The sequence below is a fragment of the Eudoraea adriatica DSM 19308 genome (assembly GCF_000382125.1).
Classification (GTDB): Bacteria; Bacteroidota; Bacteroidia; order Flavobacteriales; family Flavobacteriaceae; genus Eudoraea; species Eudoraea adriatica.
Window position 1 is genome coordinate 52,060 of sequence record NZ_KB907548.1, and the last position, 23,594, is coordinate 75,653.

The 23,594-nt window shown below is 36.8% G+C and carries 22 protein-coding genes and 1 other RNA gene; 8 read left to right on the forward strand and 15 right to left on the reverse strand.

Translation table 11 applies throughout. The annotated features are described in order from the left end of the window. The first annotated feature begins 7 nt into the window (after positions 1–7). On the forward strand, positions 8–649 hold the full coding sequence (locus G504_RS0107210; protein WP_019669483.1) for a protein-L-isoaspartate(D-aspartate) O-methyltransferase: 642 nt from the start codon (positions 8–10) through the stop codon (positions 647–649). Between the two features lie 34 nt (positions 650–683). Here G504_RS0107210 and smpB read toward each other — a convergent pair whose 3' ends face one another. Then, positions 684–1,145: an SsrA-binding protein SmpB gene (gene smpB / locus G504_RS0107215; RefSeq protein WP_019669484.1), complete on the reverse strand. Its 462-nt coding sequence runs from the start codon at positions 1,143–1,145 to the stop codon at positions 684–686. Positions 1,146–1,257: 112 nt separating this feature from the next. On the opposite strand from smpB, the gene G504_RS0107220 reads away from it, so the two are divergent. After that, positions 1,258–2,007 carry a DUF6503 family protein gene (locus G504_RS0107220; protein WP_019669485.1) on the forward strand — a complete coding sequence of 250 codons (750 nt, stop codon included), beginning with the start codon at positions 1,258–1,260 and terminating at the stop codon, positions 2,005–2,007. On the opposite strand, the gene G504_RS0107225 is transcribed toward G504_RS0107220, so the two are convergent. Next, positions 1,985–2,530: a SixA phosphatase family protein gene (locus G504_RS0107225; protein ID WP_019669486.1), complete on the reverse strand. Its 546-nt coding sequence runs from the start codon at positions 2,528–2,530 to the stop codon at positions 1,985–1,987. The genes G504_RS0107220 and G504_RS0107225 overlap by 23 nt on opposite strands. Positions 2,531–2,621: 91 nt before the next feature. Here G504_RS0107225 and G504_RS0107230 point away from each other — a divergent pair, with 91 nt between their 5' ends. Continuing rightward, positions 2,622–4,280 carry a PorP/SprF family type IX secretion system membrane protein gene (locus G504_RS0107230; RefSeq protein ID WP_083930711.1) on the forward strand — a complete coding sequence of 553 codons (1,659 nt, stop codon included), beginning with the start codon at positions 2,622–2,624 and terminating at the stop codon, positions 4,278–4,280. A 7-nt stretch (positions 4,281–4,287) separates the two neighbouring features. On the opposite strand, the gene G504_RS0107235 is transcribed toward G504_RS0107230, so the two are convergent. Together G504_RS0107235 and clpB are read right to left on the reverse strand one after the other, a co-directional pair. Then, positions 4,288–4,884 carry a TetR/AcrR family transcriptional regulator gene (locus G504_RS0107235; protein WP_019669488.1) on the reverse strand — a complete coding sequence of 199 codons (597 nt, stop codon included), beginning with the start codon at positions 4,882–4,884 and terminating at the stop codon, positions 4,288–4,290. Between the two features lie 118 nt (positions 4,885–5,002). Next, positions 5,003–7,603, reverse strand: a complete 2,601-nt coding sequence (gene clpB / locus G504_RS0107240) for an ATP-dependent chaperone ClpB (RefSeq protein ID WP_019669489.1) — start codon at positions 7,601–7,603, stop codon at positions 5,003–5,005. A 165-nt stretch (positions 7,604–7,768) separates the two neighbouring features. Here clpB and ytxJ point away from each other — a divergent pair, with 165 nt between their 5' ends. Next, positions 7,769–8,164, forward strand: a complete 396-nt coding sequence (gene ytxJ, locus G504_RS0107245; protein WP_026348449.1) for a bacillithiol system redox-active protein YtxJ — start codon at positions 7,769–7,771, stop codon at positions 8,162–8,164. Positions 8,165–8,193: 29 nt separating this feature from the next. On the opposite strand, the gene G504_RS0107250 is transcribed toward ytxJ, so the two are convergent. Further along, positions 8,194–9,381 carry a hypothetical protein gene (locus G504_RS0107250; protein ID WP_026348450.1) on the reverse strand — a complete coding sequence of 396 codons (1,188 nt, stop codon included), beginning with the start codon at positions 9,379–9,381 and terminating at the stop codon, positions 8,194–8,196. Positions 9,382–9,504: 123 nt separating this feature from the next. Beyond that, complete coding sequence (gene fahA / locus G504_RS0107255; RefSeq protein ID WP_019669492.1) at positions 9,505–10,791, reverse strand: fumarylacetoacetase; 1,287 nt, start codon at positions 10,789–10,791, stop codon at positions 9,505–9,507. Positions 10,792–10,903: 112 nt separating this feature from the next. Here fahA and glyA point away from each other — a divergent pair, with 112 nt between their 5' ends. Then, positions 10,904–12,181, forward strand: coding sequence for a serine hydroxymethyltransferase (gene glyA, locus G504_RS0107260; protein WP_019669493.1), 1,278 nt, complete (start codon positions 10,904–10,906; stop codon positions 12,179–12,181). Positions 12,182–12,233: 52 nt separating this feature from the next. Here glyA and G504_RS0107265 read toward each other — a convergent pair whose 3' ends face one another. The 8 genes from G504_RS0107265 to G504_RS0107300 all read right to left on the reverse strand — a co-directional run bounded on the left by G504_RS0107265 (position 12,234) and on the right by G504_RS0107300 (position 20,152). Continuing rightward, positions 12,234–12,905 (reverse strand): hypothetical protein, encoded by a 672-nt coding sequence (locus G504_RS0107265; protein WP_019669494.1) that lies wholly within the window; start codon positions 12,903–12,905, stop codon positions 12,234–12,236. A 160-nt stretch (positions 12,906–13,065) separates the two neighbouring features. Further along, positions 13,066–13,737 carry a response regulator gene (locus G504_RS0107270; RefSeq protein WP_019669495.1) on the reverse strand — a complete coding sequence of 224 codons (672 nt, stop codon included), beginning with the start codon at positions 13,735–13,737 and terminating at the stop codon, positions 13,066–13,068. Next, positions 13,734–15,842: a tetratricopeptide repeat-containing sensor histidine kinase gene (locus G504_RS0107275; protein ID WP_019669496.1), complete on the reverse strand. Its 2,109-nt coding sequence runs from the start codon at positions 15,840–15,842 to the stop codon at positions 13,734–13,736. Before G504_RS0107275 ends, G504_RS0107270 begins: the two co-directional genes overlap by 4 nt. A gap of 131 nt (positions 15,843–15,973) precedes the next feature. Next, a complete protein-coding gene (locus tag G504_RS19640) occupies positions 15,974–16,120 on the reverse strand; it encodes a hypothetical protein (RefSeq protein WP_019669497.1) in 147 nt (48 codons plus the stop codon). 145 nt (positions 16,121–16,265) lie between these two features. Next, positions 16,266–16,997, reverse strand: coding sequence for a LytR/AlgR family response regulator transcription factor (locus tag G504_RS0107285; RefSeq protein ID WP_019669498.1), 732 nt, complete (start codon positions 16,995–16,997; stop codon positions 16,266–16,268). 142 nt (positions 16,998–17,139) lie between these two features. After that, positions 17,140–18,687, reverse strand: a complete 1,548-nt coding sequence (locus G504_RS0107290) for a hypothetical protein (protein WP_019669499.1) — start codon at positions 18,685–18,687, stop codon at positions 17,140–17,142. A gap of 6 nt (positions 18,688–18,693) precedes the next feature. Beyond that, a complete protein-coding gene (locus G504_RS0107295) occupies positions 18,694–19,104 on the reverse strand; it encodes an acyl-CoA thioesterase (protein WP_019669500.1) in 411 nt (136 codons plus the stop codon). 1 nt (position 19,105) lies between these two features. Beyond that, complete coding sequence (locus tag G504_RS0107300; protein ID WP_019669501.1) at positions 19,106–20,152, reverse strand: glutaminyl-peptide cyclotransferase; 1,047 nt, start codon at positions 20,150–20,152, stop codon at positions 19,106–19,108. Between the two features lie 147 nt (positions 20,153–20,299). On the opposite strand from G504_RS0107300, the gene ffs reads away from it, so the two are divergent. The 3 genes from ffs (at position 20,300) to fsa (ending at position 22,051) form a co-directional block, all read left to right on the forward strand. Continuing rightward, positions 20,300–20,398, forward strand: an RNA gene (gene ffs, locus G504_RS19455) — signal recognition particle sRNA small type. A gap of 123 nt (positions 20,399–20,521) precedes the next feature. Beyond that, positions 20,522–21,331, forward strand: a complete 810-nt coding sequence (locus G504_RS0107305; RefSeq protein WP_019669502.1) for an SDR family oxidoreductase — start codon at positions 20,522–20,524, stop codon at positions 21,329–21,331. 66 nt (positions 21,332–21,397) lie between these two features. Further along, positions 21,398–22,051, forward strand: a complete 654-nt coding sequence (gene fsa, locus G504_RS0107310) for a fructose-6-phosphate aldolase (protein WP_019669503.1) — start codon at positions 21,398–21,400, stop codon at positions 22,049–22,051. 60 nt (positions 22,052–22,111) lie between these two features. On the opposite strand, the gene G504_RS0107315 is transcribed toward fsa, so the two are convergent. Further along, positions 22,112–23,491, reverse strand: coding sequence for a TlpA family protein disulfide reductase (locus G504_RS0107315; protein WP_019669504.1), 1,380 nt, complete (start codon positions 23,489–23,491; stop codon positions 22,112–22,114). Positions 23,492–23,594 lie beyond the last annotated feature (103 nt).

Here is a 23,594-nt window from a genome sequence, read left to right on the forward strand (position 1 = left end):
CAAACCCTTGAAAGATACTTTCAAACATAAAGGAATGCGCAATAAACTTGTAGAAATTATTGCTTCCAAAGATATAAAAGATAAAAAGGTTCTGGATGCTATTAGGGCAGTGCCAAGACACTTATTTATGGATAGTAGTTTTGAAGATCACGCATACCAGGACAAAGCCTTTCCAATTGCTGCTGAGCAAACCATATCACAACCATATACCGTGGCCTTCCAAACAGAATTGTTAGAGCTGAACCCCGGAGATAAAATACTGGAAATAGGAACGGGGAGTGGTTACCAGACTGCTGTACTGCTGAAATTGAAAGCCAGAGTTTTTACGATAGAACGACAGTTAGAATTATTTAAAAAAACATCTTTGTTCTTTAAGAAAATGGGTTACCGACCCAAAAAATTTATTTTTGGTGACGGATATAAGGGCCTTCCTGAGGAGGCTCCATTTGAAGGTATTATTGTAACTGCCGGAGCTCCTGAAATTCCCAAAGTGCTTTTATCTCAATTGAAAATTGGGGGTAAATTGATTATCCCTGTTGGCCTTGATGACCAGATCATGACTCGTATAATTAGAAACTCAGAGAAGGAATTTGAACGACAGGAATTTGGCTCCTTTCGATTTGTTCCACTTTTAGAAGATAAAAATTGATTAATTCGCCCAGCCTTTTTTGGTCCTAATGTGCTTAATTATTAAAATTCTTTTTTAGCCGATCCAGATTTCTTTTATTGTCCCTATCTCTAATGCTCTCCCGTTTGTCGTATAATTTCTTTCCCTTTGCCAGAACAATTTTAAGTTTTGCCAATCCTTTATCATTTACAAATAGGTTTATGGGAACAATAGTCAGCCCGGTATTTTTTACTTCTTTTTCCAGTTTTTTTAATTCTTGCTTTTTTAACAGTAGTTTTCGTGCGGCCTTAGGTTTGTGGCTGAAGTGCGTAGCATGAGAATATTCATCGACTTGCATGTTTATTACAAAAAGTTCTCCCTGTTCATTAAATTCACAAAAACTTTCTGTAATAGACGCTTTTCCAAGGCGTATAGATTTTATTTCAGACCCTGTAAGCACAATTCCTGCTATATAGGAATCCAGGAATTCATATTCGAAACGGGCTTTTTTGTTTTTTATATTTATTGCTTTCTGCATAAGAAACAAAAGTAAGAACAAATACCAGAGTACGATATATTGGAAATTGAATTTATTTCTGTGAAAAGTGTAATGAAAGTATGATTTTTGCGATTACTCTAAAAACGTAACTATGTTGAGGTTAATATTCATACTTATCTTTTTTGTAGCGGTTGGTTGCAAGGATAACAGCGCAACTAATCCGGCAGTGCAAGATATCGTCGATAAGTCTATAGAAGTATCGGGGGGTAATCTGTACAAAGCCTGTGATATATCCTTCGCTTTGAGGGGTATTAGGTATGAATTGGAAAACGTAAATGGGAGAAAAATATTAAAACGAATTATTAAAAAAGATTCAACCATCATTTTGGATATCTTAAAGCACAATAGCTTTGAAAGATACATTAACGGGGACCTGGTTAATGTGGCCGATTCCATGGCTGCTAAATATTCAAATTCAATTAATTCTGTTCATTATTTTGCGTATCTCCCATACGGTTTAAATGATCCTGCTGTTAATAAAAAGCTTCTGGGTGAAACCCAAATAGGAGATGGTCAGTACTATAAAGTGGAGGTTACCTTTGATAAAAAAGGCGGAGGTGAGGATTTTGAAGATATTTATATATACTGGATTAATAAAGAGACATTTAAGCCAGATTACTTAGCATATCAATTTAATACTGATGGTGGCGGAGCCAGATTTCGTAAAGCGTTCAACGAACGCATTATAAATGGGATTCGGTTTGTTGATTATTACAATTATAAAGCATCAGAAAATATTTCTGTATATGAGCTGGAAGCTCTTTTTAAATTAAAAAAATTAGAGCTTTTGTCTACTATCCGTTTGGAAGATATTAGTGTTAATCCGCACAGTTGCAATTAAAACGAAGACGATTGGAAGTTACATTTTTTCCGGTTACCTGCACGATGAACAGGCTGCCATTGTCATAGTCATCCATAGCTTCATATTTCTCTTCCCCAAGCATTTTATTTACAAAATCAGGTGTGGAATTGCTATGTCCGACAACAAGTACTTTTTTACCCAAATTATCTATCTTAAATTGCTCGATATCAATAGTAGATGGGTCATAATATTGGACCGTTATATCTTTTTTAACAGAAGTGGGAGCAGCAGTCATGGTTGTTCGCTCATAATCTGTAGAATAAATTGCATCAAGATCAACGTCGTTAAGTATTTCTGCCCAGTGCATAGCCCGGCCAAGTCCTTTTTGGCTAAGTTCAGGATCGATGTCTTCTGAATCACTTCTGATCTTTTCTGCGTGTCTTATGAAATAATAAGTAGAAACAGCCGGCTCAACATAGGCATCTGATAATTTTTGATCATCTTTGCATGAGATTTGGCCTGTTAATAAAAGGGCAAAGATTAGAAGTTTAACTATTTTCATCCTGGATTGGTTTGAATAATTTCAATATATGCTCTAATTTAACTGAAATTCAGCGAAATTAGTATGTTAACCCTTGGTTTTTTCTATTGTTATGTTGAATAGAATCCTGTTTCTTTTAACGATTTTATCCGTGTTTTCTGTGAAATCTCAGCAGGCGGAATTACCATATGATTACAGACAGCACAACCTTACTGAGTATAATAGTAGTTTATTAAGTCCGGTATTTTCATTAGACAGGAATAACCCGCAGTCGGTTGCGTTATGGACAAGATGGCAATGGCAAACGCTGGATGCCAATCCCACAACCTTCTTTTTTAATTATACCCGTAAATTAAATGAGGAATCTGCCATTGGTGGAGGTTTCCTGCAGCATAATACTGGAGTATTTGTAAATAAAGGGGGAGTGTTAAATTATGCATATAATTTCGTATTGAATGCTTCAACCCAAATATCTCTTGGACTTAATGTAATTGGCTATCAACGAGAACTTGCCAGGGAGTTTATTTTGGACCCGGATTTTGATTTTCCTCAGTTCGAAGAAAAAAGTAATTTTATTCTTCAGATGGCACCGGCTATCAGACTTCAATTAGATGCATTCAGTTTTGGGATCGCTATGGAGAATCTGGTAGATAGAAACTTTACAACTAATGAGGGCAAAGCCAGTGCTTCGGGTTTAATATATATGGGTCTGGCAAGCTATGACTTCCCAATAACAGTTTTGGGCGATACCTCCAACTCTTATATCAGACCTACGCTTTACTACAAGCGTTTGCCCGATTTTGACAATCAAATAGGATTTAATACTTTGTTTTCTACTACAAAATTCTGGGCTCAGGCAGGATATAATAGCTTTTATGGTATTTCTACGGGAATAGGGGGGCACTTTTTTAAAAAGCTATCTATTGGGGCTTTGGTTGAATTTGGCACAAGCAGCGAACTTAAGGGCGAGGATCCGAGTATTGAAATCGTTACTGCCTTTAGTTTTGGCAAACAAGTATTTGAAGTTGAAGAGCTTACAACAGAAGATGAACTTGAAGAGGAGCCGGCTAAGGATGAGCAAATATTAGAAGAAGAAGAACGAATAAAAGAGGAATTAGAATTATTGGAAATCCAAAGAAAAAATGACTCTTTAGCCGCCGTTAAAGCAGCAGAATTATTAGCATTGGAGCAACTACAGAATCAGAAAAGCAAAGATTCTATTGCAGCGCTGAACAGACAAATTGAATTAGCCAGAGAAAGAGCCCTGGCCGAACAAAAGAGAAAGGATTCTATCATAAAAGCTGAAGAAGCAGTGGCGATTGCTGTTTTAAAAGAGCAGCAAGAGAAAAGGAGGATAGATTCATTAAATACTGTTAAACAGGCAGAAGTTCTGGCAGAAGTCAATAGGCTCAAGGAACAGAAAATGCAGGATTCTATTAATAAAGCACAGGAAAAAGAAAAAGCCGAAATAGAAGTGGTGGAATTGAAAAAAGGCGAAGTATATGAGGAAGTAGCTGCAAGTGATGGTTTGGAACCGGGCTTTTATTTAATAGCAAATGTATTTGGTACCAAGAGATACTATGAAGCCTTTATGAAGAAATTGACGGATGAAGGATTGCAGCCAAAATCTTTCTACAGGGCTAAGAATAAGTACAATTACGTGTATTTGAATAGATATGATTCCATGCAGGAAGCAAGAGAAGCCAGGGATTCTAAATATGGTGGTCGTTATGAAGGAAAAACCTGGATTTACAGAGTCTTAGGCAAGTAAGAAGCTTCTATTTTTTAATTTCTTTTTTAACCAGAACATCCAGGTAGGCAATTGTATTAATCAGATATTTTCTGTCACTGGTTATGGTGGCCATGGCAATGGCTCCCTGAATCATTGTGTATAACTGTTTGGCAAATTGCAGAGGCGTAACAGGTAGTTTAATCTCATTATTCTTCACTCCATTTTCTAAAACCAAAGCAATTTTCCCTTCGATGGTACGTATTGTTTCATTAGCCGCTGATTTTAGTAGAGCGTTGTTGTTATTCGCATCTACACCAACATTTAAGACAGGGCAGCCGCCCATACTTGCAGTGAAAACATCATAATGGCGATAAAAATCAGTAAGGGAAAATAATTTTTGCAGCGCTGTGCCTTCGGTATTCAACTTATCATCAATGGCATTTAAAAGCAAAGTGCTGTTAAATTGAAAAGCGGAAAGTGCAAGGGCTTCTTTATTTTCAAAATTACCATATAGGGCGCCTTTGGTAAGACCGGTAGCTTCAGTGAGGTCATTCATGCTGGTTCCCACATAGCCATGTTTATTGAAAATAGGAGCTACAGTTTCAATTATGTATGCAGTGGTTCTCTCAGCTTTGGTTGGCATAGGAATTGATTTTTTTACGAAGATAAAAAATCTATATACTGCATGGTATTTTAATTCATAAAAAAAAGTACCCTTATCGATGTAAACCGGAAGGGTACTTTATAAAATGTTTATATAATTATTCTACTAATTCACTTTGGTTTCTAAACACAAGGTTGTCATTAAAGGAATCTATTAGTACAATACTATCCGCCTTGACTTTCCCACTGAGTAATTCTTTTGAGAGATTGTTCAACACTTCTTTTTGAATGACCCTTTTTATTGGCCTGGCCCCATATTGCGGATCATAGCCACGTTCGGCAAGGTGAGAGACAGCTTCTTCTGTGGCGTCAATAGTGATATGTTGTTTTAAAAGCATTTTCTTAAGCTGTTCAAGTTGTAGTTGAACAATTAGCCTTATATCCTCCTTATTAAGGGGGGTAAACATTATAATATCATCTATCCTGTTAAGGAATTCTGGGCGAATGGTCTTCCTAAGAAGTCCAAGAACCTCAACTCTTGCAGATTCCATTGCTGAATAAATGTCATCTAAAACTTCAAATTTCTCCTGTATGATATGGCTACCCATATTACTGGTCATTATGATAATGGTATTTTTGAAATCGGCTACTCTTCCTTTGTTATCTGTAAGCCTTCCTTCATCAAGCACCTGCAATAAGATATTAAATGTGTCGGGATGCGCTTTTTCGATCTCATCCAAAAGTATTACAGAATAAGGTTTACGCCGAACTGCCTCAGTAAGCTGACCACCTTCATCATAACCAATATATCCGGGAGGAGCCCCAACCAATCTGCTAACTGAATGACGCTCCTGATATTCACTCATATCAATTCTGGTTAGTGCATTTTCATCATCAAACAGGTAAGCAGCCAATGTTTTTGCAAGTTCCGTTTTTCCTACTCCTGTAGTACCGAGGAACAAGAATGAGCCTATGGGACGTTTTGCATCCTGCAAGCCGGCCCTGCTTCTTCTGATGGCATCTGATACGGCCTGAATAGCCTCATCCTGGCCAACGACACGTTTGTGTAATACGTCTTCAAGATTTAAAAGTTTTTCACGTTCACTTTGCAGCATCTTGGTTACCGGAATACCGGTCCATTTGGCAACAACCTCCGCAATATCTTCGGTAGTCACTTCTTCTTTTATAAGGGTTCCTTTTTTCTGCTCCTCACTTAGGTCTTTTTGAAGAGATTCTAATTTTTCATTGGCTTCTTTTATTTTTCCATAACGCAATTCTGCTACTTTTCCATAGTCACCATTGCGCTCCGCTCTTTCTGCCTCCTGTTTAAAATTTTCAATATCCAGCTTTGTTTTTTGGATATTCTCTATTACTGTTTTTTCGCTTTCCCACTTTGCAAAAATTTCATTTCTTTCCTCTTTGAGATTAGCGAGATCAACATTAAGTAATTTCAATTTGGCTTTATCATCTTCTCTTTTGATAGCTTCTATCTCAATCTCTAATTGCATTATCTTTCTATCGAGCACATCCAGTTCTTCGGGTTTGGAATTTATCTCCATACGAAGTTTAGAGGCAGCCTCATCCATTAAGTCAATGGCTTTGTCTGGTAAAAACCTATTGGTAATATAGCGCTGGGATAATTCTACTGCCGAAATTACAGCTTCGTCCATAATTCGTACTTTATGGTGCGCCTCATATTTTTCTTTAATTCCCCGTAAAATTGAAATGGCGCTTTCAGTGTCGGGCTCGTTTACTGTCACTTTCTGAAACCTGCGTTCCAGTGCTTTATCCTTTTCAAAGTATTTTTGGTATTCATCTAATGTTGTAGCACCTATAGCTCGCAGATCTCCTCTGGCCAATGCGGGTTTTAGGATATTTGCCGCATCCATGGCACCTTGTCCACCACCGGCGCCCACAAGGGTATGTATTTCATCAATAAACAGCACAATATTTCCATCTGAACCGGTAACCTCTTTAATCACTGATTTAAGACGTTCTTCAAATTCCCCTTTGTATTTTGCACCTGCTATGAGTGCTCCCATATCCAGAGAATAAATAACTTTATCTTTCAAATTTTCCGGGATATCTCCCTGAACTATTCTATGTGCCAGTCCTTCTGCTATTGCTGTCTTACCTGTACCGGGTTCTCCAACCAGCATTGGGTTATTCTTGGTCCTACGGGAAAGAATCTGAAGTATCCTTCTGATTTCTTCATCCCGCCCTATAACGGGGTCCAGTTTACCTTTATCCGCCAGGTCATTTAGGTTTCTGGCATATTTGTTCAATGAATTGTATGTTTCTTCAGCACTTTGAGAAGTAACTTTACCTCCTTTGCGCAATTCGCCTATGGCTGCCAGAAGACCTTTTTCCTGTATACCCTGATCTTTTAATATCCTTGATATTTTGCTGTTAGATTTAAAAAGAGCTATTAACATATGTTCGATCGAAACATATTCGTCCTCCATCTTTTTAGCAATTAAGTTGGCTTCATTCAATGTTTTCCCTGCTTCTTTAGAAAACATAATTTCTCCGCCTGAGACCTTTGGTAAGCTTTCCAGATCCTTTTCAAGGATTTGATTTACAAGAGAAATATTAACATTTAATTTTTTTAGGATAAAAGGGAGAACATTCTCATCAATCTCAGCAATTGCCTTGTAAATATGTTCATTTTCAATTTGTGGATTCTCCATGCCCTGCGCAATCATTTGCGCCTGCTGTATGGCCTCCTGGGATTTTATGGTAAAATTATTAATATTCATTATATATATCTTTTCGAGTTAATGTTTAATTTTGAATTGTATAGGACAACAATCCTACCATGGAGAATAAACGGACAAAATGTCTGAAAAACCACCTGTTTACAGGACATTTCGGCAGTTTGTATGGAAATAAAATTAATCCGACTAATTAGTTTTCAAAGAAAAATGGGAATATTCAATAACTTATTTAGTAGTAAAAACGAAAATACTGAAGTACCGCAAACTCAATTGAATTGGATACAATTAACAACTGTGGAACAGTTGGATGAGATAGAACAAAACTCTTCCAAAAAGCCTCAGATTATTTTTAAACACTCTACTTCATGCGGAATTAGCAGTATGGTTCTAAGATCCTTTAAGAATTCATATTTCCTTGAGGGTAATCAGGCTGATTTGTATTTTTTGGATTTGCACAGGCACAGGGAAGTCTCAAATGAAGTTGCAAATAAATTTCAGGTACACCACCAATCCCCGCAAGTATTAATTGTAAAAAATCGCAGCGCGGTAGCTAACCAATCTCATGGAGGAATTATGTCGCTAAATCTATCGAGATATATATAAAAAAACCCCGAAATTTCGGGGTTTGGATTTTAATTAAATTTGTGTCTCACAACGATGTCCTTCAGTCTTGATTTTAAATCTTCACCTGCATCGTAGACCATTTGTTCGTTAGAGGGAAATGGCACTGCAACCCTATTTAATAGTGGAACAAGATCATTGTCGAGTGCTCTTTTATCACCATTGTAATTTGCATAGACATGCTCAAATACAAATTCACTGCTAATAGGGTATGAGTTAAGCTGTTGTTTCCTTTGCAAATCTATATAGCTTACATTACCCGTAACTTGTGCAGATTTAAGCTGAGTAAACTGATAGAAATTACAGCTCACTGTCCTGAACCTGTCAACCTTTATTTCGTTTCCCAGACTATCTTTTACCACCCGGCCATCTTGATCAATAAGTACTTCAACACCATCTTTAATCTGCTTTTCCTTAATAATCTGTTTTTCCTGGATTTGTTCCGGGGAGATGTTAATGGCCCTGAAGGCTACCTGCATTTCATAATCATAGTTGACCTCCTCAAGCGGATTCGTATGATATTGTGTCCATTGGTCGTTTAGCCCATAAGTATTAAAATTCAATAGTTCTTCCTCCAGACGCGCCGGTACTATTTGTTCGGTATCATTAATCATATTTACTTTAACAAAGTCTAAACCTTTGCTATAAGCCTCATCCATTTTTTCACGGCTATCGGCATATCCCGGACTTAATTCATTCAAATATTCAAAATCCCTGTAAGCATTTCTGAAGTCCTCTTTATATTTTGCATTTTGCAATAGTTCTGAAGCGCTATTGTACAAATAATCAGATAAATTGTCCTTTGCAACAAGTATTTCATTGTCGTAATTGGTAAATGAGAATCTGGCATTTCTGCCTTCATCGTATACCTGCAAAGGTAAAAGGGGCTTTATACGCTCCTGAATATTTTTCAAGCGACTGTAGCCGTTGAATATGTCATTGTAATTAGCAGGGTTGCCTTCTTTCTTTAAATATGCAATATTTTCCAATTCCCTTTGCGTATACTTTTTGAATGCTTCTTCGAGAAGTAATACATAAGGTTGGTTGCCTTTTTTGGTTTTATTGTCTGCAAGATTTTTTATAGCCTTGTTTATGGCGGCGGAATAATTTCCGGTATTAATGGCCTCCTGAGTTTTTTTAACACCTCCGCATGCAATTAAAAAAACCATAATTGTCGTAAAGAGTATCGTTTTTTTCATGATAATTTATTTATAGGTTTTAGCAACAGTTTTCAATAGCTGTGCCAAAACACACATAATTCATAACGAAAAACGATAATGTATCGTATAAATTCGCTAAAATGTTCTTTTAGCGTACTGATTTTATAGATTACTTTTAAGTGGAGGAAGCAATTTGGTCTCTACCGAACCAAATCCGATTCGTACCCCGTCTTTGTGACAAAACCCTTTTAAAGTTACGGTGTCGAAATCCTGAATTGAAGTTCTTTTTTCCCCATTCTGAAGGCTAACCGGCTTTGTTCCCTGCCAGGCTAATTCTAACATGGAGCCATAAGAATCAGGGGTTGAACCCGAAATTGTGCCGCTTCCCATAAGGTCACCACTTAGTATTTTACAACCATTTGAAGTATGATGCGCTAACTGCTGCGTCATGGTCCAGTACATGTATTTAAAATTCGACCTGGCAATTGTTGAAGCAGTGCCTCCCTCAGGAGTAATTGAAACTTCTAAATTAATATCAAAACTATTCTTTCCTTCTTGTTGCAGATAGGGTAGTGGTTTAGGGTCTTGTGCCGGGCTTTCTACCCTAAAGGGCTCAAGAGCTTCCAGTGTAACAATCCATGGCGAAATAGAAGAGGCAAAATTCTTAGCCATAAATGGGCCCAGAGGTACATACTCCCACTTCTGTATATCCCTGGCACTCCAATCATTAAGCAAAACAAGTCCGAAAATATAATTCTCAGCTTCACCAATAGGTATAGATTCCCCTAATTTGTTGGCATCTGTTGTAATAAAGCCCATTTCTAATTCAAAGTCAACCATTTTGGAGGGGCCAAATTCAGGTTTGCTTGCCCCCTTGGGCAACGTCTGCCCGAAAGGTCTTCTAATATTTTGTCCGCTTGGGATTATTGTTGAACTTCTGCCGTGGTACCCGATAGGGATATGCAGCCAATTTGGCAATAAGGCATTCTCAGGATCGCGAAACATGCTGCCTATATTCGTCGCATGCTCCTTACTGGAATAAAAATCCGTATAATCTCCTATCTGGACCGGAAGTTGCATCTCTATCTCATCTAAAGTGAATAGAACAATTTTACGGTGTTCCTCGTTTTCTTTAAGGCTTGGGTTGGTAATGTCAAAAATTTCACTAATCCTGTTTCGAACTGAACGCCAGGTTTTTTTTCCATCTGAAATAAAATCATTTAAGGTATCCTGAAGAAAAATGTCATCTGTAAGTGGTATTCCATTGAAATAGCCCAATTGATGAAGTGCTCCAAGGTCAATTGCATAATCACCTATTCTGGTTCCAATTGTAATAACATCATCCCTTGTCAGGAATACGCCAAAAGGAATATTCTGAATTGGAAAATCAGAATTAGGGGCAACTTCCAGCCAGGTTTTTTTTGATGGATCATTTGTTTTTACAGACATGATATAATTGTTAATTTTTGTTTGATAAATTCCTTATCAAATATATTATTTTCTTCTTATTAACGTCTGGCAATTTGTACTTTTACGCCTCATTTAACATAAGAATAAAGTTATGCAACGCGACCATCAAATATTTGAATTAATTGCTGAGGAAAAAGAAAGGCAATTAAACGGGATAGAACTTATTGCTTCTGAAAATTTTACGAGTCCACAGGTTATGGAAGCAGCCGGTTCTGTGCTTACTAACAAATACGCTGAGGGTTATCCCGGGAAGCGCTATTATGGCGGTTGTGAAGTAGTTGATAAGGTTGAACAACTTGCCATAGACAGAGCAAAAGAACTGTTCGGAGCTGAATATGCTAACGTACAGCCACATTCGGGATCGCAAGCTAATGCCGCAGTCTACCAGGCATGTTTAAGCCCCGGAGATACAATTCTGGGCTTTGATCTTGCACACGGAGGTCACCTGACTCATGGCTCACCTGTTAATTTTTCAGGCAAGCTCTATCGTCCGGTATTTTACGGTGTTGAAAAAGAAACCGGAGTAATAAACTATGAAAAAATTGAGGAGATAGCCAAAAAAGAACGCCCTAAGCTTATTATCGCAGGCGCTTCTGCCTATTCGCGTGATATGGATTTTAAACGGTTTCGCGAAATAGCCGATAGTGTGGATGCACTTTTATTGGCAGATATTGCGCATCCTGCGGGACTTATAGCCAAAGGCATATTAAACGATCCCATCCCGCATTGTCATTTTGTTACCACCACAACTCATAAAACCCTTAGAGGACCGAGGGGCGGGTTAATTTTAATGGGACAGGATTTTGAAAATCCCTTCGGAATTAAGTTGAAAAATGGAAGTTTGCGTAAAATGTCTGCTTTAATTAATCTTGCCGTTTTTCCGGGTAACCAGGGAGGACCATTAGAGCACATTATTGCAGCCAAGGCTATTGCTTTCGGAGAAGCCCTTTCAGATGAATTTTTACATTATATGCTGCAGGTAAAGAAAAATGCTGAGGCTATGGCCGCAGCTTTTGTTGCAAAGGACTATAAAATAATTTCTGGAGGCACAGACAATCATATGATGCTAATAGATCTGCGCAATAAGAATATAACCGGTAAGGATGCAGAAAACATATTGGTCAAAGCAGATATTACTGCCAATAAAAATATGGTTCCATTTGATGATAAGTCGCCCTTTATTACTTCAGGAATTAGATTTGGAACGGCGGCTATAACTACCAGGGGTCTTAAAGAAACCGATATGGCTGTTATTGTTGATCTAATCGATGAAGTTATTACGCATGCCGAGGAAGAGGAAGTAGTGGCAAAGGTAAAAGTAAAGGTGAATAAATTAATGAAAGACCTTCCGCTGTTTGCTCAGGGTTAGTAATAGCGTTTTATTTAAAATCAATACTCTGTTAATTGATCTTCCGCTTTATTTAGTGATTTAACATATATAGGTCACCGTAAATGATAGATTTATTCTTAAGATCATAGATTAAGGCATCTTTTTCTGACTCAAAATAGAGGCCCCAAAATTGGAAATAGTCTTTTTTATTATTATTACCGGCTCTTATATTCTTTAGTTTGGATTCATTTTCAAAAAGGTCCTCCTCAAAAACCGGAATATATATTTCATAAGGTGTTTCAGAAAGCCTTTTGGAAAAATAGACATAGTGCCGGGCTATAGTTTTAAGAATCTGACGAAGTTGTTCTTCTATACTATTTTCAAATATATTCTTAATAATTATAGAACAATCTATTGTGAAAATAGATAGTTCTTCAATATCTATCTGCCTGCTATTCAAATTGTTTAATTCCCTCAAAGCCCTTGAAAATGGGGAATTTTTAGACCAGCTTTTCTGTTCTGAGCATATGCTGCCCCAGGTACCTTTTTGTAAATGTGAAAGTATTTCGACCAATTTAAAATTGCAATCCATTTCAATAACCAAGTTTTCTCGTGCTGTATCTGAAGAACAATTTCTTACGGAGACATCTGAAAAATAATCTTTTTCCAAACTCTTTTTAAAATCAACTAAACCCTTTATTTGCGGGTTGTCGTCTAGTTTAATTCGAAGATTATCTCTAAAATTAACCTGTTTCTTTGGCATGATAACAGAAAACTAAGGGGTTTATACCAAAATTAATTTTAAAAATTAATAGTTGGCTATATAAAAACCATAGAATAAATAAGGTTTTACTATAACCAAGAAGTATTGATTAATGTAAAAAAAAAACAGAAAATATATTTCAGGGGAATAACAGGTAAAATTAGATGAAGCCCCTGTTTCGGGACTCGGTGATCAAGGCCTGATCATTCTGTTTTTCAACACCAAATACTGCTTTTAAGTGCCTTTTCCTATTTTCGATACTTGGAAGTGATAAGGAGACATGGTTAACCATATCTTTAGTTTTAGTGCCTATTGACAAATAGTGGAGAATTTTTTTGTCCTTCTCATCCAGAACTATATCGTCATTGGCCATTTTTTTTCGAATAGCTGCCAGAGCTTTTTGAGTGTAATAGGGGGGATTGTTCATTACGGTCAGGACCATTGCCTGCAGCGACTTTTGATCTATTTCGGTTTTTACCATATACCCTTCGGGATCCACTGTTTTTAGAATGCTGTTTATTCGGTAATTGTCACTAAATGAAGACATAAAGACTATTTTGGTCTTTGGAATAACCTTGCGGGCGATTATCCCGATATCTTCGCCTGTTTTCGCAGGGCTTTCAGTGGCCTGTGCTAATTGAATATCCAATAAAAGAATATCGTAGAGAAATGAATTAACCGAATTTTCAATTTTTTCAATAGCCTGCTCAAAGGATTTAGCTGTATCCACGAAAACCTTGAAATCATCAAATGCTGTGTCCTCCAGAATAAATTTATAACCCAAGGTGGTCATTTCGTGATCATCTACCGCTAAAATCCGTACTGTTTTCATGATGAAGCTTTTTCTGCTATTTTAGATTTGATATTTTCGTTAACCCGACTTAAATTTTCAGATTCCATTAACTCGTATGGCACTTGCACGGTTACCACAGTTCCTTTTCCAGGCGTGCTCTTTATTTTCCATTCCCCGTTTAATTTGTGTACCCGGGAAGTTATATTTTTATGTCCAATACCTTTTTTTGTTTTACTATTATTAAAGCCCTTCCCATCGTCTTTCAGGGTAACTTTAAGCAAAAGATCGGCTAAGTCTAGTTTCAGATTAACCTTATTAGCGCAGGCATGTTTAATACAATTCTGAAGGCTCTCCTGGATGATTCTGTAGAGGTTAATTTTAATATTTCCACTTAAAGCATCCCAGTCAAAACCTTCATCATATTCTAAGTTATAATCAATATTTGCTGTTCCGCAAATGCCCTTTAGTAAATCTTCGATGGATATTATAAAGTTATGGAATTTTTGATAAGAAGCATCGTTTAATTCATGAGAAATTGAACGTATCTCCTCCTGCACCGCTTGTAGTTTTTCAATTGCCTCTCCACGCATACTTATGGCATTGTCATCTGCTTTTTTGTTTAAACCCAGCAACATCATGCGAATACCATTCATTTGCCCTAATATACCATCGTGCAGTTCCTCTGAAATTCGTTTTTGTTCAGATTGTTTTCCCTCTTCCATTTTTTGACTCTGGGCAAGCATGAGATTAAATATCTCCTGGTTTGACTCTTGTTGCTGCTGCTGAAATCGCAGGTTTCGGTTTTTTGCGCGCTGGGAAATGATAACCACAACGGAAACAGCCAGTAAAAAAAGGCCTATGGCAATTCCTATCCAAAGCTGCCTTTGCCTGGCTAAAAGCTGGTTTTCGGCTATAAATTCATCGGTTTCAAAACGTATCCGGGCAAACTTATTTCTAATCTTTCGATCTTCTTCCTCTAAACTGTCATTTAATACCAAATACTCGGTAAGGTAGGTCTGTGCATTTTCGGGGTCTATTTTAGGGTAGAGTTTTAAGATATCGAGAATGAGTTCATTATCATTATTTCGTTGTGCAAGAAGAAAGGCTTCATCTATTTTAACCCTGGCCCGGGAAGTGTCTTTTTTAGTAAGGTAGTATTCCGCCAAATGGTAATGATTCATGGGAATTTCTCCTAAGTTATTCTCCTTTAAATTAATTTCCAGAGCCTCTTCAAAAAGTGCTGCGGCATTCCCGGAACTCCCGGATTTAAATTCAGAATAAGCAAGATTGTCCAGGGCAAGGGCATAGGACCCCGGGTTTTTATAGATTAAACTATCTGCATTTAACAATTTGCTGAAGTAAGGTGTAGCTTTTACATAATCTCCCTTTTCCTTGTACAAATTCCCAATATTGTTGTCCAGTGTGATTTGACGGTTTCGCCTTAATTCTTGTGATTCTATGTTCCGGATATATTCCCCGGCCTTTTCAAAATAGTCACGGGATTGTTCAAATTCTCCGAGGCTTTTCGCAATAGTGCCCAGCAGGTTATATAGCAAAAAAAGCTGGTCAAACCTTTCATACGGTTTGAGGAATTGAATGGCTCTTATAGCAGTGCCTTCAGCTCCGGTATAGTCCTTTATGTCCTTTTGAATAACCGACATACTATATAATACCAAGCCTCTGCTTAAATTATCCTTAAGGCCAACATAAAGTTCCTCTGCCTGCCCGTACTCATAGTAAGCACTGTCTTTAATAAAAAAATTAAAATAAAAATCTCCACGGTCCCAATGGAGGCCGGCGCGCACAACAGAATCTTTAATTTCTTCGGAAAGCAGTATTGCTTTATCGTTGACCTTTCTGAAGTTTACGGAATCCTTCAAGGTAAGATATACCAAAGAGAGCTCGGATAAATAATGCAGGCGCAATGAGTCATTGGAATTTCCAACAATTTCTTTATAGGCCTTTTGCAAAAACTCCTTTCTGACTTCTATAGGAAGTGTTGCATCTGTCCCATTTTTAATCCATATGGCGGTGCTGTCTGAACCGGAATTTGAACTATTAAAGTAGGGGGCTTGCTTTTTTTGTTTACAGGCAAAAAAAAGCAGGAAAAGACTTAACAGGGCTATATATTTTTTGTTAATCATAAAACAACTTGGAAACTAATGGCTCCTATATTACAATATAAATAAAAAGCCTTAAATAGCATATTTAAGGCTTCTTATTTGGTAAGGTATGTTGCGTTTATATTCTATACTTTAATACTCAATTTTAAAAATCATCCACCTCTATGTACTATTGGGGTATCGTCCCCACCGGTGGCTTGTTCATATAAGGCCTGGTCTTCGGCACTGTTATCTGCTTCACAGGAAAATAATCCCATACTGAATACTGCTATTGCGAAAATGCTTAAAACTTTTTTCATCGTTTAAAATTTTTAAGGGGTTAAATAATGTTGACTAGCTTGATACTAAACTAGCAGCAATCCCGAAAGACTATTGTGTAAAAAAAAGAATATTAGTGAACGGCCTACTTCTGTGAGTATTTGTGGCGTTTTTAGAAGGATTTGATTATTTGGAGGGAGAAATGGTGTTTTTTGAAAGAATTTTTTTTAAACCTTCAATATTTTCCTTGTAGGTTTTGGTAAATGGGAGTTTTGTTTTACTGACTTTTAAGAAACATAAAGACTTACCATAATTAATTCCTGAAACAAAGTTAGTATTCAGGATATAACTTTGATGGATTCTTATGAAGTTTGCTGGCAAACGATTTTCAAAGGATTTAAGCGTTTTATAGGCACTAACAATATTGCCGTCTTTCATTATAAAATCTGTCGCATTATTGTCTGCCTTTAAATACAATATCTCATCAGTATCAAGATATTGGTAATCATTGTAAGATTTCAGACAAAGGGTATGGGAGACATCTTCTTTTGGCAGTTGTTTTTTTAATCGCAACAAGGTCTTGCGAATATCAAATTCATTGTAAGGCATCAGCCAGTAATCAAAGAAATTGTTTTTAATGGCATTGTAGGCGTACTCCTTGCTTCTGGAAATCCCAATTAATATTGGAATGTTTTTAACATACTGATATAATTCTGTCACCATCTGAAAATATTCAAAAGCCTTGTCGTTCAGATTAATAAAAACAACATCAGGGGTGTATTTGAGAATAGCATTTAAGCCGTCCGAGCAGTTTCTGGCTTCGCCGGAACACACAAAATCTCCATAGTCCTCTAAATAGTGCTGTAACTGCAAATTTGAGGTGGCGTCGGAATCAATAATGGTATAAGAATACTCCATGCCCGGATATTTGGGTACAAAGTAGTAAACCTATTTGAGAAGACACCATACTTTTACCATAGAATATTTAAGGTTTTTCTACATAAAGTGTTGAATATCAATATTTATGAAAGAAAATTCTTTCAAAAAATGATAATCCGGTTTAATTCTGCACTTTGGCAATATATTCGTAAGCACCAATATCTGGTTCAAAAGTGCGATCTGTTCCCTGAATATCCAAAGGCACTGATATGGCCGTGGCCTGGTCTGCTTTGCCAATTGCAGAGGAAGAATTTCCCAGCCTGAAATCGTTATTTGCAGTATTTAAAAAACCCGCATCCTCATTGAGGAAAACATTTTTATAATAGGCAGGGTTTGTAAAATCGTACAAAGGATCAGCATCGAACTGACCACTTGTATCCATAAATTTAATCAGGCAATTGGTAAAAGAAAAGTCAAACAAATTGGTCAAGTTGGAGTTTAATGAGAGTTCCAGAAACGTATTGCCATCCACAATGCAGTTTATGAAATCAGCAGTCAGGTCTTGATCAACAGCTCCTATATCCGCATTTGCATCATAATTACTAAGTTGCAATGCAGCACCAGATCTGAAACCATTGCTCCAATAATTGGCTATTGTACTGTGTATGAAAGAATAATTACCCCCATTAGTACAAATTAATGAGCCATTTCCCGCATTTCCCAAAACCATATTTTCCCCGGCAATGGAGGAAGATCTTGCTAAAATATTAGCAGAAAGAGTGTTGTAAATTTTAGAATTACCAACAGAAAGTTTAGGGGAAACTGAAGCAAAATCACCTTCAACCAATAATCCCACTGTAGCATTTCTAATTGTAGCATAATTCATTGTATTGTTTATACTGCCGGGCGCCAACCAAATAGTCCCCCATTGGCCGGGTACTTCGGCAAATTCTGGTTCCAGGCGGTCACCCTCAAAAATCACTTCATTTTCCAAAAGCAGGGTGTCCGTACTTAGGGACCCATTTACGCTCAGAGAAGCACCTTGTCCCACCAATATTCCGGAATCTTTATGAAAGTGTACCCTGCTACCAGCCTCAATATTAAGCACATTCTCTGGTGCCACACCTGCATAGCCATATATAACATAGGGCTTTTCATTCGTAAAATTTAGCTGCTCATCGGTTAGCAGAAAACCCTCTATTCTAATTTCATTTCCATCTTCGTCCAGTCCTAAGAGCAGAGTTTCTTTAGTTCCATCCGCATTTTCAGAAGGATAAAGGAATACGGCGTCTTTTATTAAGGTAACCAATTGAACCTCTTGTTGTTTAGGCCCTTCATCAAAAAGGATAGCATCTGTATATAGGAATTCATTTTCGTTTATGGCCGAAATATCAAAGGTTGTCTCTATAAAAATATAAAGACTGTCTTTTGCCATTAAAGGAATATTTTCAAATTCTTTTCCGGCTTCACCATCTACATTTAATCTGTAGCTACTGTTATTTCCTTGTGCAAGTCGCACATTGGGAATTTGTATGTCGCTATTTGACCTGTTGTAGACTTTTAGAGAATACGTACTACTGCCAATATTTGTAAAAACGGTGTCTAAATAAACGGTATCTTTTGAAAAATCTAAATTGCCGGAACTGATATCGTATTGAAAATCTTTCCTGCATGAGCACCAGAGAAGTAGTATAATCAGGATTGGTATAATGAACAGCCTTTGACGCATATCAATTCAACTAGGATTCCTTGTCACATCTGCAAAAATAGAACGTATTTCCTCTGTAATTCGTATAGGTTTGAGTGTTTCCGGATTTAGAAGGCACCAGGTGGTTTTTGAATGAACTAAAAGTGCATTCGTTTTGGCGTTGTACATCTCAACAATCCTTGTTGAAATAGCTCCTTTTGAATTTTCAATATATGTTTTAAGAAGAATAGTGTCATCAAGCCCGGCTGCGCTTTTATAGGTAATGTTGTGATTAAGTACCACCCAAATAAAACGTTGCTGAAGCTCTGCAGATGTCAGGTGTTGCCAATGTTCTTTAGAAATATCCTGAATCCATTGAACATAGCGGACATTATTTACATGATTCAGGTCATCCAGATCATCAGATTGAACAACCAGCGTTTTTTCAAATGCCTCCATTCTATTTCTTTTTGATCTTTATTTCAAAGAGCTTATCCCAGTTTTTTCCGGTGACAAAAAATGTATCTCTGTCAGGGTTATAAGCCACTCCGTTCAAAACATCAAGATTATCATGTTTTTTAACTCTATTTTTCAATCCGGCCATATTTATTACTCCAATAATGGCACCGCTCTCTGCATCAATGATCATCATACTTTCCTTCTGCCATACATTGGCATATATTTTTCCATCTACATATTCCAATTCATTCGCTTTATTAAAAATAGATTTATTGGTGACTGTTTCAATGTAGCTTACTTCTGCCATCGTTTCAGGATCTAGCAACCATATTTTTTCAGTACCGTCGCTCTTATAAATCATTTTACCGTCATTGCACAGGCCCCAACCTTCTTTACTCTCGGCATATTGAAAACGGCTAATTTCTTTAAAATCAGAAAGTTGGTATACAAAACCTATACTGGAGCGCCATGTGAGCTGGTATAGCTTATCATTCAATATAGTAATTCCTTCCCCAAAATATTCTTTATCAAGATCTTTATGTTGCAAAACATTGCCTGTCTTGAAATCTAACTTTCTAATAAAAGATCTGGCATTTCCACCACTACCTGTACTTTCGTATAAGGTATCATTATAAAACTCTAATCCCTGGGTAAAAGAATTTAAATCGTGTGGATATTCATTGATAATTTCATAGGTGTAAATTTCAGGGGCAACGCTTGCTAAAACCCTTATCTTTTTAGTTATTTCTGCTGTATTTCCTTCATATTCAATAACGGCCTTCAATTCTTTTTGTCCCAGGCGTGTTACATCGAGATGTAATTTACCTTCTTTCAATTCCAAAATATTCCCGTCGATGGAATAGCTGACTTTATCTATAGTTTTACCTTTTTTGTTCTTAATCGTAACAGCTACGGACTCCTGGTTTTTATAATCCCTTGTTTTACCCGCTAACTCAATTTCAAATAACTGTTTGGGTTTTTGTTCACCTTCGCAGGCTAAGATCAAAATGGCCATTGCAATGGGAATGAAAAACTTGATGAAATTCATATGCTATTTTACTTCTGGGGTTAATTAATAATCAGCTCAATACTGTAAGCATCTGTACGCAAAAGTATTATTTATTTAAATGCTTTGGAACTAAAATTAGAATGTAAAAGGATTGTTCCAGATTTAAATTGGTCGTATATTTGCATGAGGCAAGTCCTACACGACCAGCTCCCTCTGAATCCCCCAGGGTGGGAACGCAGCAAGGGTAAGAGGTTGTAGCGGTGCGATGTAGGTAGCTTGCCTTTTTTTATACGGTATATTTTGTGTTTCAGGCACATTCTTGATGCTAACAAAATTTACTGCACGAGCACTGAAAATGGATTTCAGTATTTTCTTCCTCTCCTTTTTATTCGTTTATTTGCAGGGCATATGAGACAAAAAATTGTTTTAATAACAGGGGGTTCATCAGGAATTGGCAGGTCTGTAGGTGTGTATCTTCAATCGAGAGGATATAAAGTTTTTGGTACTACCCGCAACTTGAAAAACCATTCTGAATTTTCCGATTTTCAACTCATAGAATTAGATGTCCGGGATTCTGAGGGTATTGAGCAGGCAATAAAAAAATTAATGATCTCGGAGGGTTTTATTGATGTACTTATAAATAATGCCGGCATTGGAATAACAGGTCCGATTGAGGAAACTCCGGAAATGGAAATCAAAAAAGTGTTTGACACTAATTTCAACGGACCTATAAATTTAATAAGAGCGGTGTTACCGTTTATGCGCAAGCAAAAGTCGGGCTTAATAATAAATATTACTTCAATAGCCGGATATATGGGATTACCTTACCGAGGAATTTATTCGGCCAGCAAAGGTGCCTTAGAAATACTAACGGAAGCACTGAGAATGGAGACCAAAGACTTTGGGGTTAAGATTACGAATCTGGCACCTGGTGATTTCGCAACCAATATAGCAGCCGGCCGCTACCATGCACCTGCTGTTCACTCTTCACCTTATTATAAATCATATAGTAAATCACTGGCAATTATAGATGAACATGTAAATGAAGGTGAGGATCCTGTTAAGGTTGCCGAAATGGTGCTAAAAATCATCAATACCAAAAACCCGAAAGTTCATTATAAAGTTGGAAGTCCAATGCAAAAATTTTCATTGGTTTTAAAGAAAATATTGCCGGATAAAGTTTATGAACGCCTGTTATTGAATCATTATAAATTGTAGTTTTGTGTGCCTGCGTTTTAGAAGTTTCCGCGCAGCTTTCAATAGTCATTTAAACCAAAGAAATATATGAAATTTTTTATTGATACTGCCAATATAGACCAGATCAGAGATGCTCAGGAACTTGGTATTTTAGATGGGGTTACGACTAACCCTTCTTTGATGGCAAAGGAAGGGATTACCGGAAAGAATAATATTTTAAAACATTATGTGGATATCTGCAATATTGTTGATGGGGATGTATCTGCAGAGGTTATTGCAACAGATTTGGCAGGAATGATCAGAGAGGGAGAAGCGCTGGCAGATTTGCATGAACAAATTGTAGTTAAAGTTCCGATGATCCGTGATGGGGTAAAAGCCCTTAAGTATTTTGCAGATAAGGGTATTCGAACAAATTGCACGCTGGTTTTTTCACCAGGACAGGCCCTTTTGGCTGCCAAAGCAGGAGCAACCTATGTATCGCCGTTTATTGGAAGGTTAGACGATGTATCTTCAGACGGAATACATCTTATTTCAGAAATAAGACTTATTTATGACAATTATGGGTATGAAACTGAAATCCTGGCTGCTTCCATAAGACATGCTATGCATATTATTGACTGTGCAAAGGTAGGTGCCGATGTTATGACAGGGCCACTATCTGCTATTGAAGGGCTGCTCAAACACCCATTAACAGATATAGGCCTGGAGAAGTTTTTAGCAGATTATAATAAAGGGAATTAATTCGGGAAATACTGCAGAAATAAGCCAGGTAGTAGTTTATTCGTCTTACAAACAACTGCTTTAGAAAGAAGTGTATACGTTGGCAAAAGCATCTACAATAATGCCATCATTTGCAATTATACTTCTATTTGGGTCATAGACTATAAGTGTATGTGCAACCTCTTCAAAATTCTCAGTCCAGAATTGCTCGTTTTTATCTAATTGACTTACTTCAAGCATGTTATTCCATCGGGCATGATCAGTTCTTACATTCAGACCAATAAAAGTATAATCCGGATATTTTTCTTTTAACAAATTAATCCGATTAATCATATTGGTGAAATGTCTTTTTCTGGGGGCTGACCAAAAGTAAAACACAACCATTCTGTCTTTTCCAATGTCTTTGATAGATACTTTGTTGCCTTCAGAATCATATACAAGAAATTCAGGTAGTTCCTTTTGAGGTTGCAAATTTCTAACCCCGTCATAAAGCCCGTTTATTTCATGTATGTGCCTGTTGTTCCCGGACAATTGATGAAATTCCTTAATGAAAATTTCAATATTTTCTTCTTTATCGTATTTAAGTAAATAATCCATTGCAACATTCCTGAATAAATTATCTCTTAATTCATTCTGTTTTATCAGGCTGTCTATCAACTTTAATTTATGTTGATTAAAATGAAGCTGGTTTTTAGCCATCATATTTTCTGTTTCACAACCATTTTTACAATCCATATAAGAAAGATTTCCTAAATGATATTTCATGAAATTATAATATGGTCGATAATAACTCAGTCCATTTTCATCATACTTTATATCAGCACGATAATCATAGAAATCAGGGGGTAAATTGTGCATAGACTTTTCGCCTTTTTTCCTTTTATGATAAAACGGATAGGCTTCTTTAAAGATATAGGAAGTGTACATTATACCGGCTTTGGCTATTTCCATACCTGCATCGGAGAGTTCTGCCTCTAAAGAAAGATTGTTCAGGGCTTCCAGCTTTATATTTTTTAAGGAGTCTATTTTATTCCTGAATGATTCGGGTTCCAGTTCATAATATGTATAAATCAACTCTTCTTCCTGTTCATTTACAAGAAACATTTCCAAAAGAAAGTTATTTACCTGATCATTTGTTCCTGAAAAAACAAGTGATTCATCAAAATCAACTGTATTAAGTCTTAATTGTATACTATCACCCCGCTCTAAAATCACATATTGCTCTTCGGGAAAGTGATAAAAATGATGAAGGCCTTCATCTACAGAATCCAACTGAAAGGTAAATCTGTTATTCTGGTCAAGATACGCTGTATCTAAAGCGATATCTCCTTTGAACAGAACAACATACTCGCTGGTAGGGTTTACAATTTCACCACCAAAATAAACCGCCGTAGATTTATTTTGAGAGGTATTACAAGCTGCCAGTAAGAAAATAATAAAATATAGTAATGCTTTATTCATATAATTTTCGCTACCTACAATACGCAAAACTAGTCAAACCAACAGGCCGTAGCTGTTAATGCACAGTTAAAAGTTCACAATCATTGTTAATTGGGAAAGGCAG

What these genes read in the sequence shown, in the direction of transcription:
- G504_RS0107265 (WP_019669494.1), bottom strand. Translation starts at nt 12,905, where the DNA reads ATGCCAAAGAAACAGGTTAATTTTAGAGATAATCTTCGAATTAAACTA.
- G504_RS0107315 (WP_019669504.1), bottom strand. Translation starts at nt 23,491, where the DNA reads ATGAATAAAGCATTACTATATTTTATTATTTTCTTACTGGCAGCTTGT.
- G504_RS0107295 (WP_019669500.1), bottom strand. Translation starts at nt 19,104, where the DNA reads ATGGAGGCATTTGAAAAAACGCTGGTTGTTCAATCTGATGATCTGGAT.
- G504_RS0107285 (WP_019669498.1), bottom strand. Translation starts at nt 16,997, where the DNA reads ATGGAGTATTCTTATACCATTATTGATTCCGACGCCACCTCAAATTTG.
- G504_RS0107250 (WP_026348450.1), bottom strand. Translation starts at nt 9,381, where the DNA reads ATGAAAAAAACGATACTCTTTACGACAATTATGGTTTTTTTAATTGCA.
- G504_RS0107305 (WP_019669502.1), top strand. Translation starts at nt 20,522, where the DNA reads ATGAGACAAAAAATTGTTTTAATAACAGGGGGTTCATCAGGAATTGGC.
- ytxJ (WP_026348449.1), top strand. Translation starts at nt 7,769, where the DNA reads ATGGGAATATTCAATAACTTATTTAGTAGTAAAAACGAAAATACTGAA.
- glyA (WP_019669493.1), top strand. Translation starts at nt 10,904, where the DNA reads ATGCAACGCGACCATCAAATATTTGAATTAATTGCTGAGGAAAAAGAA.
- G504_RS0107290 (WP_019669499.1), bottom strand. Translation starts at nt 18,687, where the DNA reads ATGCGTCAAAGGCTGTTCATTATACCAATCCTGATTATACTACTTCTC.
- fahA (WP_019669492.1), bottom strand. Translation starts at nt 10,791, where the DNA reads ATGTCTGTAAAAACAAATGATCCATCAAAAAAAACCTGGCTGGAAGTT.
- clpB (WP_019669489.1), bottom strand. Translation starts at nt 7,603, where the DNA reads ATGAATATTAATAATTTTACCATAAAATCCCAGGAGGCCATACAGCAG.
- G504_RS0107225 (WP_019669486.1), bottom strand. Translation starts at nt 2,530, where the DNA reads ATGAAAATAGTTAAACTTCTAATCTTTGCCCTTTTATTAACAGGCCAA.
- smpB (WP_019669484.1), bottom strand. Translation starts at nt 1,145, where the DNA reads ATGCAGAAAGCAATAAATATAAAAAACAAAAAAGCCCGTTTCGAATAT.
- G504_RS0107270 (WP_019669495.1), bottom strand. Translation starts at nt 13,737, where the DNA reads ATGAAAACAGTACGGATTTTAGCGGTAGATGATCACGAAATGACCACC.
- G504_RS0107235 (WP_019669488.1), bottom strand. Translation starts at nt 4,884, where the DNA reads ATGCCAACCAAAGCTGAGAGAACCACTGCATACATAATTGAAACTGTA.
- G504_RS0107275 (WP_019669496.1), bottom strand. Translation starts at nt 15,842, where the DNA reads ATGATTAACAAAAAATATATAGCCCTGTTAAGTCTTTTCCTGCTTTTT.
- G504_RS0107300 (WP_019669501.1), bottom strand. Translation starts at nt 20,152, where the DNA reads ATGAATTTCATCAAGTTTTTCATTCCCATTGCAATGGCCATTTTGATC.
- G504_RS0107230 (WP_083930711.1), top strand. Translation starts at nt 2,622, where the DNA reads ATGTTGAATAGAATCCTGTTTCTTTTAACGATTTTATCCGTGTTTTCT.
- fsa (WP_019669503.1), top strand. Translation starts at nt 21,398, where the DNA reads ATGAAATTTTTTATTGATACTGCCAATATAGACCAGATCAGAGATGCT.
- G504_RS0107220 (WP_019669485.1), top strand. Translation starts at nt 1,258, where the DNA reads ATGTTGAGGTTAATATTCATACTTATCTTTTTTGTAGCGGTTGGTTGC.
- G504_RS19640 (WP_019669497.1), bottom strand. Translation starts at nt 16,120, where the DNA reads ATGAAAAAAGTTTTAAGCATTTTCGCAATAGCAGTATTCAGTATGGGA.